Below are 15,977 nucleotides of genomic sequence, written 5' to 3' on the forward strand. Positions count from 1 at the left end.
GCAGGAACGTCCTTTTGGGGATGTTCCTGCTTTTTTAGTCAATTCGCCGCCCGGACGAATCCGGCTTCTCTCGCTTCCCGTTCACTGCAAAACATCTCTTCCGGGTTCACTTCATCATATGAACGTCCCCCTTGGATGTGATAGATTTTCTTTCCTTGGCGGTTGATATTGCCTTTGATGTCGGCGCAGCCTGTTGCCTCTGCCGATGTTCCCTTCATGACCGAAGTATCGAATCCACGATCCGTCGCATATCCGTTTGTCTGCCAGATTCCTAACTGTTTCCCTTTTGCTTCGTCTTCGATTTCCTGAAATGTCTCGACGTACCGGGTGTCCGGCTCATAAATATAGGCGACCCGGGCCAAGCCTTTTCGCAACAGTTCCTGATTGATCATCTTGCCGTCTGACCAGACATAAGCGAGCAATCGCCCATAGCGGTCTGTCTTTGACTGATCCCGTTCAAGCAGGATGTCGCTCCCTGTCGGTAATGCCTCTTTCGTAAAACGGGAGGCTTCCGGACCATACGGTTGAACCGGCTTTTCCGGATTTACGGTTTCCGGTGTATCGACTAATAAAAAACGGACATCTTCCGTTTGACCGTTTTGCAGCCGGACTTTCACCGTATCCCCGTCAATGACACGCTCGACGGTGGCTTCCGTCACCTTTGCTTCATCCGGTTGTGTGATGCCTGTCTGTTGATCACCCGGTTCTGAATCCAGTGCGCATCCGCTCAAAAATAGGATAGTCATTACTAAAAACAGTTGAGATAACACCCGTCTCATAGGTTTTTCCCCTCTCATTGGATTCAAAAAGGCGCCGACATCAGACGCGTCGACGCTTTCCAGTCTAAATCGTATCTCATGTTACTTGTGCTGATTCCCGGTTACTTCGCTTCGAGCACCTTTTCGACATCAGTGCGATTCGTATATAGCGTATAGAAGGCTTCAGCAACATTTTTCGGATCCAATGCCGTTCCGCGTTTGACTTCACCGGCAATCGTCACTGTCCCGACGTAGACATTGTCGTCTTTCAACGTATCATGCAACATATGCGTCAGTTGACGGACACCGGCTTTCCCGATCGACAGACCCGGTAAAGATTTAATCGCATGGAGTGCTGCTCCGCCGCCTGTGATTAAGATGGCTCCGTCTTTCCGTGCCACCATATCCGGTGCGACGATTTGTGCGGCATGCAACGCTCCGAGAACATCAATTTCAAATTCTTTCGTGATTTGTTCAGCTGATACCTCAAGTACAGACGCTTGATGCAGGATTGAGGCATTATAGACAAGGACATCAATTTGTCCGTATTGTTCTTTTGTCCATTCTACAAGTGATTCGAGATCTGCGCGGCGTGAGGCATCACATTCAACTCCAACGGCTTCAATGCCTTGCTCTTTCAGTTCTGTGATGACGGCTGCCAGTGTTTCCTGTGTCCGTGCGGCACAGACGACCTGGAATCCTTCTTTGCCGAACCGTTTGCTGATTTCGGCTCCGTTCCCCGGACCTGCTCCGATGACGATGACTGTTTTCATGTTGTACTCCCCCTTATTTTTTCCTTTTACTCTATTCCCACAATTGATTTGATTTACTCAAAAATCGAGTAAGGAAGGTCCTTTTTCTTCTTTTTCCTGGGCGACTCCCATAAAACGTGCCAGCATCGGATCTACTTCCGGCGTTTTTTTCTCCGTTACCGGAGTTATAACCGAACGAGTCGTCGATTCTGTCATCGGTTGTTCGAGCAGCAACTCACAATAGGCTTTCATTGCGGCCACATATTCGACCTGTACTGTACCGTTCGCCTGCTCGATTTTTGACATCATCTGACGCATTTTTTCAATGACTTGTTGTTCTGTAATCATCTTGCTCACCTCATATGATAGATTGAATGTATTAACTGAAAAGGAAGTGTCCTCCATGATTCGTACTGCTTTAATTGGTTTTGGACTTGCCGGCGAACATCTGCATGCCCCGTATCTCACAGCACCTGATTATCAACTTGTTGCGGTTCAATCCAGTCGTCCGGAAGCAGTCGCCAACCGTTATCCTGATGTGCCGGTTTATTCTTCGCTTGAAGCGTTATTAGCTGCTGAAACGGTTGAACTGGTCGTGATCGCGACACCGAATGCCGAACATTATCCCCTCGCCAAGACCGCATTGCTCGCTGGCTGTCATGTCCTGGTCGAGAAACCGTTTACGGTCACGTTGACGGAAGCCGAACAGCTGACGAATCTTGCACGTCAGCAAAATCGATTACTGACAGTTTACCATAACCGCCGTTATACAAAAGACTTCCGTACGCTGCTCGAACTGGTGCAAGCCGACGAACTGGGAGTTGTTCAAACGTTCGAAGCACACTATGACCGCTATCGTCCGACCGTCCGGGCGCGGTGGCGGGAACAGGATGTCCCGGGCGCTGGCCTGCTTTACGATTTAGGCTCCCATTTAATTGATCAGGCGTTGATGTTATTCGGTGAACGACCGGACCGTGTTTTTTGTGATCAGACAATCCAGCGCCCGGATGGTCCGGTCGAAGACTATACGCATCTGATTCTCGCTTTCGGAACACGACGCGCCGTTCTGCATATCGGCTCACTTGTTCCGGCTCCCGGTCCTTCGCTTGCCGTCCACGGTACGAAAGCGAGTTATTTCGTCGACAGCGTCGATACGAAACGCTCGACCTATACATGGGGAAGACCCGAACAGCCGCTTGAGGAGCGTTCTTTCGTCGATTCCGGTTTTGCCGACTACTATCATGAGTTAGCGCAAGCCTTACGTCACGAGTCCCCTCTTGCCGTCACGACGGAACAAGCCCTGCTCGTCATGAAAATTATTGATTGTGCTCAAAAAAGTGTAAAAGAGGGTACATGGATAGAAGTAGAATAAAATAATCCACTTCAGACGAACAGGGGGAAAAATGCATGTTTTCAAGTACGGAACGAACCGCATGGTTAGAAGAGATGGGACAAGAATTGCTCGATGTATTGGTCATTGGTGGTGGCATTACAGGTGCAGGGATTTTACTCGATGCTCAAAGCCGGGGTATGCGGACCGGGTTGATTGAGATGCAGGATTTCGCAGAAGGCACATCAAGCCGCTCGACGAAACTCGTTCACGGGGGCTTACGTTATTTGAAGCAATTTGAAATTAAGTTAGTCGCAGAAGTCGGGAAAGAACGGGCCATCGTTTATGAAAATGCGCCTCACGTCACGACACCTGAATGGATGATGTTACCGCTTGTCGAAGGTGGGACATTCGGCAACTTTTCGACGTCGATTGGTCTGCGGGTTTACGATCAACTGGCAGGCGTCCGACGCCATGAACGACGGACGATGTTATCTAAAGAAGAAACGCTTCGTTATGAACCGCTTTTACGGTCAGAACATCTGGTCGGAGGCGGCCGTTATGTCGAATACAAAACGGATGACGCCCGATTGACGGTCGAAGTCTTAAAAGCTGCAGTCGGATACGGTGGACGCGCCGTCAACTATACGAAGGCACAATCACTTGTCTATCACAACGGAAAAGTCGTCGGGGTTGAAGTTCAGGATGTCTTAACTGGAAAGACCTATACGATTCGCGCGAAAAAAATCATCAATGCGACCGGTCCTTGGGTCGATGAATTACGCGAAAAAGACGGCTCAAAATCAGGTAAGTCGCTTCATTTGACGAAGGGAATCCATCTCGTCATCGACCAAGCCCACTTCCCACTGCAACAAGCTGTCTACTTTGATGTAGCGGATGGACGGATGATTTTTGCGATTCCACGCGAAGGAAAAACGTACGTCGGCACGACGGACACGAATTACCAAGGCGACATTCTAGAACCCGGTGTGACGGAAGAAGACCGGGACTATATCCTGGATGCGACGAATCAGATGTTCAACGTCGATTTGCACGCGGACCACGTCGAATCGACATGGTCCGGCTTACGTCCGTTGATTCATGAAGACGGCAAAGATCCGAGTGAATTATCGCGCAAAGATGAAATCTTTGTCTCGAAATCCGGATTGATGTCGATTGCCGGCGGAAAATTGACGGGCTACCGGAAGATGGCGGAACGAATCATCGATATGGTCGCCAATCAGTTCAAGGAGGAGGAGAACCGGATTTATCTCGCTTCCCGGACACACGACATTTTACTGGGCGGTGGTCATCCTGACGGCAGTAAAGGATTTGTCCGTTACTTGAAAGAACAGCAACCTAAAGGTGAAGCACTTGGACTGTCTCCAAAGGAAGCAACCTGGCTGATTCAACGTTATGGCACGGATGTCGAACGTGTCTTTGAATTGATTCGCTCGCGTGGCAGTGAAGCAGAGCGTTATCAACTTCCCCTCCACTGGTTCGGAGGACTGTTATACGGACTCGAAGCAGAACTCGTCATGCAACCGGGTGATTTCTTGAATCGACGTGCCTCTGCCGTCTTCTTTGATTATCCTAATGCTGAAAAACATGCCGACGGCGTCCTCGCCTTGATGCGAAGCGAACTCGGTTGGTCGGCAGAAGAAGAAGCTAAAGCCAATGCCAGCATCCAACGTGAGTTTGATGCGGTTCGAATCAAAACCTCTTTACCGTCTTAACCTAGTATCAGTTATCTCCTGTCACTACAAAAAAATGCGACCCCTTAACGGGATCGCATTTTTTTATTTTTCGTCTGAAGCTGCGATTTCAGTAGCCGGCATATTTCCCGGTTCCAGATTTGAGTTCTTCCGGGCAAAGGCGAAGTAAAGGACAAGTCCAATCGCCAGCCAGATGAAGAAAGCAATCCATGTTTCGAGTTTCAAGTTGAACATCAAGAAGAGACAAGAAGCGATCGCTGCAATCGGCACGTACGGCATTCCCGGACATTTAAATGCACGTGGAAGATCCGGTTGTGTTTTACGAAGGATCAAGACAGCAACAGAGATTAAAACGAATGCTGCGAGTGTCCCCATGTTGACGAGGTTTGCGATGACATCGAGTGGAACGAGTCCTGCGACTGTCGCACTACCAAGACCAATCATCCATGTTGCTTTGAACGGCGTTTTGTATTTCGGATGTACTTCTGAAAATACTTTCGGGAACATTCCGTCACGTGAGATGGCGAACGCTAAACGTACCATTCCGTATGTCATGACGAGGATGACTGTTGTGATTCCGAGAATCGCACCTAAATCGATGAAACCTGCGACCCAGTTTTGTCCTGCCATTTGAATGGCGAGTGAGACCGGGTGATCGACGCCCGCAAATTTTTGGTACGGGACGATTCCTGTCATGATGGCTGCCACGATAACGTAAAGGACTGTACAGACAGCAAGAGAACCGATGATACCACGTGGTAAGTTCTTTTGTGGCTCACGTACTTCTTCTGCTGCCGATGTGACGGCATCAAAACCGATGTAAGCAAAGAAGACGATGGCTGCTCCAGAGAAGACGCCGCCCCATCCGAATGGTGTAAATGGTGCCCAGTTCGTTGGTTCAACATAGCCGACACCGACGACGATGAACAAGACAACGACTGCTAACTTAATGATAACCATGATGTTGTTGACACGTTTTGTTTCCTTGATTCCCATCGATAACAAGCCTGTGATTGCAAGTAAAATCAGGAAGGCCGGTAAGTTGAAGAATGTTTTTGCACCTTCTACCGCACCTGGAGCTGCTGAGATTGCTGTCGGAAGATGGATCCCAAATCCGCCGAGTAAGGACTGGAAGTAACCGGACCACCCTGCCGCAACGGCACTGGAGGCGAGTCCATATTCCAAAATTAAGTTCCATCCGATGATCCAGGCAAAGATTTCTCCCATCGTGGCATACGTGTACGTGTAGACGGAACCACTGACTGGAATCGTCGAAGCGAATTCCGCATAAGCGAGTGCCGCTAACCCACAGGCAATGGCAGATAAAATGAATGAGACGATAAGACCAGGTCCTGCTGTCAATGCTCCTGTTCCGGTTAGGACGAAAATCCCCGTACCAATGATGGCGCCAATTCCTAAAAACGTTAAATCCATCGCGCCAAGATTTCGAGCAAGTCCGTTATTACGCTGACTCGCAGCAATCATAGCGGAAACATCTTTTTTCCGCGTCAAACTCATGATGATACTCCCCCTGTTGTGTGTTTAGTTCGAATTACAAAAAATGTTTTGCAATTACTTAATCCAAAATTTACGAAGTTTTCAGATAAATTGATATAGGTCATTAGACCCATTTGTGAATTGCGTTCCGCTTACATGATTTTCAAACCATCAAAAAATCCCTTCTTAAACCAGTATGAACTGGTATTCAGAAGGAATCTTTGTCTAAAAAAAGGTCTTCGAAAATAGTGTTTAACGCGTAGCTAACCAACTTAAAAACACTTGGAAATCAAGCGTTGTCCGTGCTGCATAGGCACTCGACCACCGATGAATTTGACGGGTGAATTCTGCATCCGATACCCCAATCGATTCGATGATGACGACGTCCGCATGATGGTTTAAAACTTCCATATCAATTCCTGCATCCATATCGGCCCGTGCATGGATTTTGGCGGTAATTTGACCTTGAATCGAAAGGACGTTTTCGAGGTCATACTGGCTTTTAATGTGTTTTGCTTTCAACTTTTTTTTGTATGGAGAACGTTCCCGTACATAATATTCTTTCCCCTGCATCGTTACGTAACCGAGATACGGATCTTCATGTGCCTGCATCGCCTTTTGTGAAGTGATGATACGACGACCTTGGTGAACCGTCTCCACCTCCTGCAAATAAACCGGTACAAACAAAGACGGCACAGAAGACTGGGCTTGCTTCATCTCAAGAATCAAGTCTTCATGCTCTCCGCCTTTTCCTTCGACCAAAATATAATACCGCTCAAGGCCGATCGAAGCTGTCCCGCTGTCGAGTTTATAGACGATATCCTTAATGTCGTAGAATCCGTCCTCTTGCCGATCTTCAGGATCAATCGATGCGATGTACTCCGGCCAAACGGCTTCAATGGCTGCGTAAGTCGAGGTATCGAGCCGCTTCATATCCGGTAAATCGGTGAACTGGCGTTGCCCATCGACGACCGTCGTCCGTTCTCCGAGTAATTCAGCCTTCTTTTTCTCCGCTTTTTTGATCAGCTTACGGATTGGTCCTTTCGTGTTGTCGATCGTAAAACAGACCTTGCTTGGATTTTTACCTTTGGCATATTGGCGTAAGTCATCTAAGTAATGTTGAATATAGGCGGCAATCGCCGGCTCTGCATCATACCCTGCTTCTTCCGCGAATAATTGAACGGAGACCGCCATCCGGATCAAATCGTATAAATAAGACCCGAGATAACCTTCATCAAAGTCATTGACATCATAAATGATTTCGCCCTTGGCATTGCCATGAACCCCGAAGTTTTCGAAGTGGAGATCCCCTTGAATCCAGGTTGGTGTCTCAACCGGCGTATCAAATCCGAGCGGAATGCGTGTCAAATCATAATAAAACAAATGGGAACTGCCGCGGAAAAAGAGAAACGGACTTGCACTCATCTTTTGATACTTCGTTTGCCGTGCGGCTTCATCCAGTCCACGGACTTCATGATCGTAAAAATCCAATACTTTCGCAATTGTCAGCTGCCGAATTTCTTCATAGACTTGTGTGAACATGCAAAACCCTCCTTTTTCTAGAAAAAAGACAGCAAAACGAATCCGCTTTGCTGTCTGACTGTTACCTTCATTCGAAGTGTTTTTTATATTCCCCATATCCTGCCGAATCAAGCTCTTCTACCGGAATAAACCGGAGTGCTGCTGAATTGATACAGTAGCGGAGACCGCCAAGTTCGGTCGGACCGTCATCAAAGATGTGACCAAGATGACTGTCCGCATTAGCGGAACGGACTTCTGTCCGTGTCATACCGTGTGTCGTATCGAGTTCAACTTCCATCTTGTCCTCTGAAATCGGTTTGGCGAAACTCGGCCATCCGCAATTCGAGTTAAACTTATCTTTTGACGTAAAAAGTGGAGTTCCGTCGACGATATCAACATAAAGACCCGGTCGTTCCTCATCCCAATATTCATTGCGGAAAGCCGGCTCAGTTCCGTTTTCCTGTGTGACTTTGTACTGGATCGGTGTCAGACGTTGTTTTAGTTCCTGTTCCTTGCCTTGATCCTTCCAGGCTTCCTTGACGAATTTAGCACGTCCCGATCCGACACTGTACATCTGATAACGGAACGGATTTTTTTTGTAATAATCCTGATGGTAGTCTTCCGCCGGCCAAAACGGTTTTGCCGGACGGATGTCGACGGCTACCGGACGTGAGAAACGCCCGGAGGCATCAAGCGCCGCTTTCGAACGTTCTGCCGCTTGTTTTTGTTCTTCATCGATATAAAAGATTGCCGGTTCGTACGATTGACCGCGGTCGTTGAACTGCCCGCCGCCATCCGTCGGATCGATTTGCCGCCAAAAAATTTCAAGTAACTCATCGTATGTGATGACAGACGGATTATACGTGACTTCGACCGCTTCTAAATGTCCTGTTGTTTCAGAACAGACCTCTTTGTAAGTCGGGTTTTCTGTATGACCACCTGTATAACCGGAAATGACTTGTTCGACGCCATCATATTTATGAAATGGCTTAACCATGCACCAAAAACAGCCACCTGCGAATATTGCTTTTGCCATCTAGCTTCCCCTCCTCTGTATATGCCTATTTTAACGCGTTCCGTGCCGCTACCCTACTATCTTGCTCAGTCAATCTTCGGGATTCGTTTTTAAGCGGCGCATGACAAAATAAATCGCCGCAAACACTAAAATCAATCCACCAAGCGAATACCACATGTTATTCATGCGGTACAGCATCTGATAGATCGCTAACGTTACAAGCAAAATCGCAATCGGGATGAATGCCCGTTTAAAGTGATACCAATAGTTCACTGAGGTCGCCTCCATTTTTCTTTTATCTTAAACGATTTTTTACTACTTGATACGTTTTAAGAATTATTTCTTTTTTTAACATGCATCAAAAAAGTCGACTCCGTTTGAAACGGAATCGACTTTTAACTTACGGACGCGGATGTTTCGGGAATTCCATTTCTGAATAAGGAACGACTGATGTCCGATTTTTAAATTTATGACCTAACCAGAAAGCAAGGAATAACGGAATACCAACATATGTCGCGGCGATTCCAACCCAATCAATTTGATCTGCGAGGAACGCGGCATAGTTTTGACCGACGATGACAAGGAAACAAAGTCCGAAGGCAAAGAGCGGTCCAAACGGGAAAGCAGGTGCAACGTATGGCAGGTCGCTTAACGAATGACCTTGCGCGAGGAACCCTTTACGGAAACGGTAATGGCTGATGGCGATTCCGAGCCACGCGATGAAGCCGGTCATACCGGAAGCATTCAACAACCACAGGTAGACTTGACCGCCAAACATCGAAGTCAGGAAGCAAAGTGCGCCGATTGCGCCTGTTGCGAGCAAGGCATTACGGGGTACACCGTTTTTCGAGACTTGTGCGAATAATTTCGGGGCATCACCTTGGCGTGCCAATGTATACAGCATCCGTGTCGATGCGTACATCCCAGAGTTTCCTGCTGATAAAACAGACGTCAAGATGACGGCGTTCATCAAGGCTGCCGAGAAAGCGAGACCGGCTTTTTCAAAGACGAGTGTAAACGGGCTGACTGCTACATCGGTAATATCGTTTGAAACCAGGTTCGGACTTGTATACGGAATCAACATTCCGATGACAAAAATCGCAAACACATAAAAGAGAAGAATCCGCCAAAAGACTTGTTTAACAGCTTTCGGGACATTTTTTTCCGGATCTTCTGATTCACCTGCCGCGATTCCGACAAGTTCTGTTCCCTGGAAACTGAAACCGGCAACTAAGATGATACCGATGACGGCTGGAATGCCTCCGACGAACGGTGCGTCACCTAGTGCAAAGTTTTTAAAGCCGACCGGTGCTTCTGATGTGAAGACACCAAAGATCATGGCGACTCCGACAATCAAGAAGATAATGACTGTGACAACTTTAATCATGGCGAACCAGTATTCTGCTTCACCAAATCCTTTAACGGAGAAGTAGTTCAAACCAATCATCAGTAACAAGAAGATGGCGCTGAAATAAAAACCTGGAACATCAGGGAACCAGTATGTCATGACGATTTGTGCTGCAACGAGTTCAACGGCAATCGTCACTGCCCAGTTGTACCAGTAGTTCCAACCTAACGCAAAACCAAACGACGGATCAACGAATTTTGCACCGTATGTGGAAAATGAACCGGCGACCGGCATATAAGCTGCCATCTCACCAAGACTTGTCATTAAAAAGTACACCATTAATCCGACGACGGCATACGACAACAAGGCACCGCCCGGACCGGCAGCGGCAACAGATGCACCGGATGCGATGAAGAGTCCGGTTCCGATAGCACCGCCAATCGCAATCATCGACATGTGACGGGCTTGCAGGCCACGTTTTAATCCTTCTTCGGTTGAATCGAGTTTTCTTTGGGGTTGTAAAGTATTCATCTTATTCGCTTCTCTCTTTTTTAAATTTTTGAGAGGACACTTTTTGAATCAAAAAAAACAAAAAGCGCCCTCACCTTCCAGAAGGAAGATGAGAACGCAACATAGTAAAAGGATGCGCCCCATTCTACCGTCGTGAAAGATAGCTCCCCACAAGTCATATCTGACCTGTGACAGTATTAGACCTGTTCGATCTAATCCCAATCGATCATCTTCAAAGCGATGATTGATTTCGGCAATTCTTCCTTTTCAATCACCTCATCTGCCGCTTGACGACATCCGTGACTGTACTTATAAGAACTGCAACCTCCATCCCACTGGTTGAGTGAGAACTAATTAAGTTAATTATAATTTCGTTACTACATCGTCATATTACACAAAACGTCTTTAAATTGTCAATTCTTTTTTTGAAACACCCTCTATTCATGGTAAAATTTCGTAATTTTTAGTACACTAAACTATAGAAGTTAACCGAGAGAAAGGATGTTGCTTGAATGCCACAAGAACGTGATCAACTGACCTATCGATTAGAGGAACAAATGCGGGTCATTCTCCGGACATTACGCCGTGAACTCAACCGACTATTTGAAGGAACCGCGACGCGGAGTGAATTTTTCATTTTGCGCAGTCTGTCCGAAAATGGTCCCCAACGTCCGACTCTACTCGCAGAACAGTTTGAGCTTGCGACAAGTCAGGTAACGGCTTTAACCGATCGCCTGTATAAAGCAGGCTTCGTCACTCGGACCCGTTCAACAGATGACCGGAGATCGATTGTCCTTGCTTTGACGGATGAAGGAGAAACGGCGTTTCGTGAACTCGAAGTTGTCCGCCGGAAATACCTGCAGGAACGGTTCGGCACATTGACGGAAGAGGAACTGAATGTCATGGTTCGTGTCTTCGATAAGATTCTTTTGACGATGGATGAAGAAGCCGTTTCTTCCTAAAAATTGTGTGTAAAAAATATTCAACTTATTTTTCAGACAAAGTTCACTTGACTGTGTACTTTGTCTTTTTTGTCGACTTTTCCTGTTTCACTTCACATTTTTCCATTTCTTGCCGTTAGTAAAATGAGTATACTGGAAATATGTTACGGAAATGCGTTTACGAGGAGCTGGGAGGATTTGTTGTCCATCATGAATAATTTCATCATCAATTTTTGTCTACTGTTCACAACGATCACTCTTTTGTTTCTACCCTTTCGAAACCAACCGAGGATCACCCCTAAAACACATGTAAAAACGCGACTTTTCTTAGGAGGAGCAGCCGGTCTCATCGCTGTTCTCTTGATGTTCAACAGCATTCAGATCGATGTAGCGCGGGTTGACTTACGGATTATCCCGGTCGCCATCGCTATGATGTTCGGTGGATTACCGAGCGCCATCGTAACCGGTCTGATGATTATCGGAACTCGTTTTGCGATCACACCGCTCGACCAAATCGATGCGGCGATTCTTTCGGCGATCGTCATCAGCCTGTTCATCCTCACGATTAGTGTCGTCAGACGCTACGTCCACATGACATTTTGGAATTTTGAGTTGATGATTGGCATCGGAATCTTGTGTTCTTTACCCGCCATCTATCTGTTGACCCATAGTTGGTCGACATTCTTTAAAGTATCGGTGGCATATATCTTCTTTAATTTGATTGCTGGTTTTGTAACCTATCATTTATTGACAGAACTCCGTCGCCACTTTGAGAACATTCAGTATCAACAAAAACTCGCGATGACGGATGCCTTGACCGGTCTCGCCAACCGGCGCCGGCTGGATGACTCCTTATCCCTTGTCGGATCTGCGGAAGACGGCTATTCCCTCGTCTTGATTGATATCGACTTCTTTAAACATGTCAACGATACATATGGTCACGATGCAGGCGATGATGTCTTGCGCCAACTCGGTACGACTCTTGCTTCTCTCGCCCGTCCGGACGATTTAGTCGGTCGGTATGGCGGTGAAGAGTTTTTAATCATCTTGCCGGATACGTCCGTTGATGAAGCGAAAAAAATCTCCGAGCTCGCCCGGATGACTGTCGCCCGGAATCTTTTCCCGACGACAGCGGTTCCTGATTTACAAATTACGATTTCCCTTGGTATCGCACATTCGAGCAGCTCCCACTCATCTCTTGAAGCCTTACAGCAGGCAGATAAGGCGTTATACCATTCGAAAGGCAGCGGACGAAACCGGAGTACGATTTACACCAAACAACTGGAACTCGAACAAGCCTGATCCCCGCCCTTTCGCGTCGTTCGGCGAAAGGGCGTCTTTTTTAGAGATTCTTTTGCGCTTTTCAAGTCGATTGTTCCGGAAAACCGATACTCTTGACCGTTCCCAAAACAATCATCCGGCTGAGTTGATCCGCCATATATACCGCTGAATAAGGACGGCCGTTTCGTAACCAGGAAATCAATAATCCGAGCTGTCCGCCGATCACGTAATTCAATAGTAAATCACGATCGACCAGTTGGGTTTCATTCACCGCATGTGCTTCAAACACACGTTGATAATTTTCTTTTAATGTATCCAAAAAGCGCGAAATGAACGTTTTTACCGGACCATTCAACAACATCGTCCGGTAAAATTGTTCATGTTGTTCAATATGGATAAAAAGGCGTTCGAAATAACGGCTGACCCGATCGAGCGATGGATAATCCGATGATCCGGTCCCCTGAATCCGGATTGCTTCCACAAGAAGCCGCATATGATCGTCTACAATCTGATTCATCAAATCATATTTATCTGTAAAGTGCGCATAGAAGGTCGATCGATTGACTGCCGCCCCATCCGTCAACATCTTGACTGTGATCGTCGAAAAAGGATGATGGTCAAGCAAACGAAACAATTCTTTTGTAATACGGTCACGTGACCGTTTTGGTCGTGGATCTTGTCCTGGATTCATCTACTAGAACCACCTTTTTTTGATATTGTATCCGCTCTCATCGACTTTTCCAACACTTTGTCGGAAATTGTCGGTTGTATGTTGATTCCTTCTCCATATAATTAACTATATTAACTACTCCTCCCCCAGAGGAGTATTTTTTATTTTATGACTAGGGAACTCAGAGTATACGGAAGAAAGGATGCATTTCATATCATGAACATGAAAAAAGTATTACTGATTAACATTTTGACACTGGTTGTTTTAATCGGCGGAGGCGCGATCGGCTATTACTATTACGATCAAGCGACAAGCTATGTGAAAACAGACAACGCAAAGATTGACGGAAAAATGATTACGATTGCCAGCCCCGGTGCCGGTAAACTGACAGACTGGACAGCAAAAACAGGTCAAACGCTCGACAGTGACGCGACACTTGGTCACGTCATGATGGCGCAAGCCGGTCAAAAACCGGTCAGTACAGCGGTCTCTATGCCAACAAAAGCAACAGTCGTTCAGTCGATGGCGACAGAAAACGGCGTCGTTGGAGCAGGAACACCGCTCGCTTACGGTTTTAACTTAAATGAGCTTTGGGTAACAGCAAACGTCGAAGAAACTGATATCGATGAAGTCAAAGTCGGACAGACTGTTGATGTTTATGTGGACAGCTATCCGGACACGACGTTATCCGGTGAAGTCGAACAAATCGGTATGACGACGGCTGGAACATTTTCGATGATGCCGTCTTCAAACGGAACTGCCAACTATACGAAAGTTGCGCAAGTCATTCCCGTCAAAGTCTCACTGTCACAAGAAAAATCACTCGACATTCGACCTGGTATGAATGTGACCGTCCGCATTCATAAGGATTAAGGAGGGACGTCTATGTCTACGACCTTCCTTTTTGGATACATCGCCTTTATGGTTGTCACGATCATCGGTGTCAACCTGATTGTCCGGCGTGCACGTCCAGCCGTGGCTGGTGATGTTCCTCTTGACGAGATGCAGCTCGACCATCTCGATAGCGTTCCTGTACCGCCTGCACCGCAAGTGCAAGAACGGACGCCGCTCGCGACGGCAGATATCAGTATTCCAAAAGTCTTGACGGTTCTCTTGATTGGGATGTTTATCGCGATTTTGAATCAAACGCTGATCAATGTCGCTTTACCTGTCTTAATCAACGATTTTAACGTCTCGACCTCGACAGCACAATGGTTGACGACCGGTTTCATGCTCGTCAATGGTATCTTGATTCCGATCAGTGCCTTTTTAATGCGGAGTTATACGTTCCGCCAATTGTTCCTCGTTTCCATGACGTTGTTCTTCTTCGGCTCCATCATTTGTTCGATGGCGATGAACTTTCCCGTCATGATGATCGGACGAGTCGTGCAAGCAGCCGGTGCCGGTATTTTGATGCCACTCGGTTCGAATGTCTTCATGACTCTGTTCCCGCCGCATAAACGCGGCGCGGCGATGGGGATGCTCGGAATCGCGATGATTCTTGCTCCCGCAATCGGTCCGACGATTACCGGCTATGTTATTCAGAATTACGATTGGCATGTCATGTTTTACGGAATGGCCTTTTTCGGTCTTTTGACACTGTTACTTGGTGTCGCCTGGTTCAAACTCGTGCAGCCTTTATCGAAACCGAAATTCGATGCGCTCGGTGTTGTCTTCAGTACGATCGGTTTCGGAAGCCTGTTGTACGGATTCAGTGAAGCCGGCAATGACGGTTGGGATAGCCCGCTCGTCATCAGCACGATTTTGATCGGTATCTTAGGGATTGCAGCGTTTGCCCTTCGCGAACTTTCAATGGATGATCCGATGTTGAATATCCGTGTGTTGAAAGTGCCGGAGTTTTCGTTCACTTTATTCATCAATATCATCGTCACGATGGCGTTGTTTGGCGGGATGCTCCTGCTTCCGATTTACTTGCAGAGTATCCGTGGTTTCTCACCGATTGATTCTGGTCTCTTGTTGTTACCCGGATCATTGATCATGGGGATCACGGGACCGATTGCCGGTCGACTGTTTGACCGATTCGGTATCCGACCGCTCGCGATTTTCGGATTGACGTTAATGACCTACGGAACATGGGAATTGACACAACTCGATATGAATACCTCTTACAATTCAATCATGGGCATTTATATGCTTCGGTCGTTCGGAATGGCTTTCATCATGATGCCAATCATGACAGCCGGTATGAACGCCTTACCGATGAAGATGATTCCACACGGTAATGCGACACAAAATACGTTGCGTCAGGTCGCAGGTTCGATTGGGACAGCGATTCTCGTCACGGTCATGACACGACAAACAACGGCTCACCTCGCCGATGACGCCAATCAATTTACAACACTTGATCCAACACTTTCACAGCATTTGAATGAGCTTGGACAACAGTTGGGCAGTCCGCAAGCCGCATCCGTCAGTTGGATGACGCAGTTGACGAAACAAGCCACGATCAGCGGAATCACAGATGCCTTTTGGGTTGCGACGGTCTTATCCGCACTCGCTTTGATCTTGTCGCTTTTCATGCATGGAAAAAAAGAACCAAATCTCGATTAAGACTTTTCTTGGACCCGTTGGCGGCACATCGTCAACGGGTTTTTAGTTGTTTGCCTTTGCACTTCCTT

At 47.1% G+C, this 15,977-nt stretch carries 15 protein-coding genes and 1 riboswitch; of the genes, 6 read left to right on the forward strand and 9 right to left on the reverse strand.

Annotated features, from left to right (window positions below):
* Positions 1–38: 38 nt before the first annotated feature.
* From P402_RS0115615 to P402_RS0115625, 3 genes are all read right to left on the reverse strand, one after another.
* Positions 39–779, reverse strand: coding sequence for a thermonuclease family protein (locus tag P402_RS0115615; protein ID WP_026829536.1), 741 nt, complete (start codon positions 777–779; stop codon positions 39–41).
* A 101-nt stretch (positions 780–880) separates the two neighbouring features.
* Positions 881–1,531, reverse strand: coding sequence for an SDR family NAD(P)-dependent oxidoreductase (locus P402_RS0115620; protein ID WP_026829537.1), 651 nt, complete (start codon positions 1,529–1,531; stop codon positions 881–883).
* Positions 1,532–1,588: 57 nt separating this feature from the next.
* A complete protein-coding gene (locus P402_RS0115625) occupies positions 1,589–1,858 on the reverse strand; it encodes a DUF5327 family protein (protein WP_026829538.1) in 270 nt (89 codons plus the stop codon).
* Between the two features lie 55 nt (positions 1,859–1,913).
* Here P402_RS0115625 and P402_RS0115630 point away from each other — a divergent pair, with 55 nt between their 5' ends.
* Together P402_RS0115630 and P402_RS0115635 are read left to right on the forward strand one after the other, a co-directional pair.
* Entirely contained in the window at positions 1,914–2,882 is a 969-nt protein-coding gene (locus tag P402_RS0115630; protein ID WP_026829539.1) for a Gfo/Idh/MocA family oxidoreductase, read from the forward strand.
* A gap of 35 nt (positions 2,883–2,917) precedes the next feature.
* A complete protein-coding gene (locus P402_RS0115635) occupies positions 2,918–4,576 on the forward strand; it encodes a glycerol-3-phosphate dehydrogenase/oxidase (protein WP_026829540.1) in 1,659 nt (552 codons plus the stop codon).
* A 63-nt stretch (positions 4,577–4,639) separates the two neighbouring features.
* Here P402_RS0115635 and P402_RS0115640 read toward each other — a convergent pair whose 3' ends face one another.
* The 5 genes from P402_RS0115640 to P402_RS0115660 all read right to left on the reverse strand — a co-directional run bounded on the left by P402_RS0115640 (position 4,640) and on the right by P402_RS0115660 (position 10,467).
* Positions 4,640–6,073 (reverse strand): amino acid permease, encoded by a 1,434-nt coding sequence (locus P402_RS0115640; RefSeq protein WP_026829541.1) that lies wholly within the window; start codon positions 6,071–6,073, stop codon positions 4,640–4,642.
* A gap of 231 nt (positions 6,074–6,304) precedes the next feature.
* Complete coding sequence (locus P402_RS0115645) at positions 6,305–7,594, reverse strand: DUF2252 domain-containing protein (RefSeq protein WP_026829542.1); 1,290 nt, start codon at positions 7,592–7,594, stop codon at positions 6,305–6,307.
* Between the two features lie 67 nt (positions 7,595–7,661).
* Positions 7,662–8,609: a peptide-methionine (S)-S-oxide reductase MsrA gene (gene msrA, locus P402_RS0115650; RefSeq protein WP_026829543.1), complete on the reverse strand. Its 948-nt coding sequence runs from the start codon at positions 8,607–8,609 to the stop codon at positions 7,662–7,664.
* A 69-nt stretch (positions 8,610–8,678) separates the two neighbouring features.
* A complete protein-coding gene (locus P402_RS0115655; protein WP_026829544.1) occupies positions 8,679–8,861 on the reverse strand; it encodes a hypothetical protein in 183 nt (60 codons plus the stop codon).
* Between the two features lie 127 nt (positions 8,862–8,988).
* Positions 8,989–10,467 carry an amino acid permease gene (locus P402_RS0115660; RefSeq protein WP_026829545.1) on the reverse strand — a complete coding sequence of 493 codons (1,479 nt, stop codon included), beginning with the start codon at positions 10,465–10,467 and terminating at the stop codon, positions 8,989–8,991.
* Between the two features lie 132 nt (positions 10,468–10,599).
* Positions 10,600–10,784: riboswitch (Lysine riboswitch) on the reverse strand.
* A gap of 174 nt (positions 10,785–10,958) precedes the next feature.
* Here P402_RS0115660 and P402_RS0115665 point away from each other — a divergent pair.
* Both P402_RS0115665 and P402_RS0115670 read left to right on the forward strand, forming a co-directional pair.
* Positions 10,959–11,408, forward strand: coding sequence for a MarR family winged helix-turn-helix transcriptional regulator (locus tag P402_RS0115665; RefSeq protein WP_026829546.1), 450 nt, complete (start codon positions 10,959–10,961; stop codon positions 11,406–11,408).
* 189 nt (positions 11,409–11,597) lie between these two features.
* Entirely contained in the window at positions 11,598–12,689 is a 1,092-nt protein-coding gene (locus tag P402_RS0115670) for a diguanylate cyclase (RefSeq protein ID WP_247857819.1), read from the forward strand.
* Positions 12,690–12,750: 61 nt separating this feature from the next.
* Here P402_RS0115670 and P402_RS0115675 read toward each other — a convergent pair whose 3' ends face one another.
* Entirely contained in the window at positions 12,751–13,359 is a 609-nt protein-coding gene (locus P402_RS0115675) for a TetR/AcrR family transcriptional regulator (protein WP_026829548.1), read from the reverse strand.
* 195 nt (positions 13,360–13,554) lie between these two features.
* On the opposite strand from P402_RS0115675, the gene P402_RS0115680 reads away from it, so the two are divergent.
* Both P402_RS0115680 and P402_RS0115685 read left to right on the forward strand, forming a co-directional pair.
* Positions 13,555–14,211 carry an HlyD family secretion protein gene (locus P402_RS0115680; protein WP_026829549.1) on the forward strand — a complete coding sequence of 219 codons (657 nt, stop codon included), beginning with the start codon at positions 13,555–13,557 and terminating at the stop codon, positions 14,209–14,211.
* A gap of 12 nt (positions 14,212–14,223) precedes the next feature.
* Positions 14,224–15,909 carry a DHA2 family efflux MFS transporter permease subunit gene (locus tag P402_RS0115685; RefSeq protein ID WP_026829550.1) on the forward strand — a complete coding sequence of 562 codons (1,686 nt, stop codon included), beginning with the start codon at positions 14,224–14,226 and terminating at the stop codon, positions 15,907–15,909.
* The last annotated feature ends 68 nt before the right edge of the window (positions 15,910–15,977 follow it).

Source organism: Exiguobacterium sibiricum 7-3, from assembly GCF_000620865.1.
Classification (GTDB): Bacteria; Bacillota; Bacilli; order Exiguobacteriales; family Exiguobacteriaceae; genus Exiguobacterium_A; species Exiguobacterium_A sibiricum_A.

What these genes read in the sequence shown, in the direction of transcription:
- P402_RS0115615 (WP_026829536.1), bottom strand. Translation starts at nt 779, where the DNA reads ATGAGACGGGTGTTATCTCAACTGTTTTTAGTAATGACTATCCTATTT.
- P402_RS0115620 (WP_026829537.1), bottom strand. Translation starts at nt 1,531, where the DNA reads ATGAAAACAGTCATCGTCATCGGAGCAGGTCCGGGGAACGGAGCCGAA.
- P402_RS0115625 (WP_026829538.1), bottom strand. Translation starts at nt 1,858, where the DNA reads ATGATTACAGAACAACAAGTCATTGAAAAAATGCGTCAGATGATGTCA.
- P402_RS0115630 (WP_026829539.1), top strand. Translation starts at nt 1,914, where the DNA reads ATGATTCGTACTGCTTTAATTGGTTTTGGACTTGCCGGCGAACATCTG.
- P402_RS0115635 (WP_026829540.1), top strand. Translation starts at nt 2,918, where the DNA reads ATGTTTTCAAGTACGGAACGAACCGCATGGTTAGAAGAGATGGGACAA.
- P402_RS0115640 (WP_026829541.1), bottom strand. Translation starts at nt 6,073, where the DNA reads ATGAGTTTGACGCGGAAAAAAGATGTTTCCGCTATGATTGCTGCGAGT.
- P402_RS0115645 (WP_026829542.1), bottom strand. Translation starts at nt 7,594, where the DNA reads ATGTTCACACAAGTCTATGAAGAAATTCGGCAGCTGACAATTGCGAAA.
- msrA (WP_026829543.1), bottom strand. Translation starts at nt 8,609, where the DNA reads ATGGCAAAAGCAATATTCGCAGGTGGCTGTTTTTGGTGCATGGTTAAG.
- P402_RS0115660 (WP_026829545.1), bottom strand. Translation starts at nt 10,467, where the DNA reads ATGAATACTTTACAACCCCAAAGAAAACTCGATTCAACCGAAGAAGGA.
- P402_RS0115665 (WP_026829546.1), top strand. Translation starts at nt 10,959, where the DNA reads ATGCCACAAGAACGTGATCAACTGACCTATCGATTAGAGGAACAAATG.
- P402_RS0115670 (WP_247857819.1), top strand. Translation starts at nt 11,598, where the DNA reads ATGAATAATTTCATCATCAATTTTTGTCTACTGTTCACAACGATCACT.
- P402_RS0115675 (WP_026829548.1), bottom strand. Translation starts at nt 13,359, where the DNA reads ATGAATCCAGGACAAGATCCACGACCAAAACGGTCACGTGACCGTATT.
- P402_RS0115680 (WP_026829549.1), top strand. Translation starts at nt 13,555, where the DNA reads ATGAACATGAAAAAAGTATTACTGATTAACATTTTGACACTGGTTGTT.
- P402_RS0115685 (WP_026829550.1), top strand. Translation starts at nt 14,224, where the DNA reads ATGTCTACGACCTTCCTTTTTGGATACATCGCCTTTATGGTTGTCACG.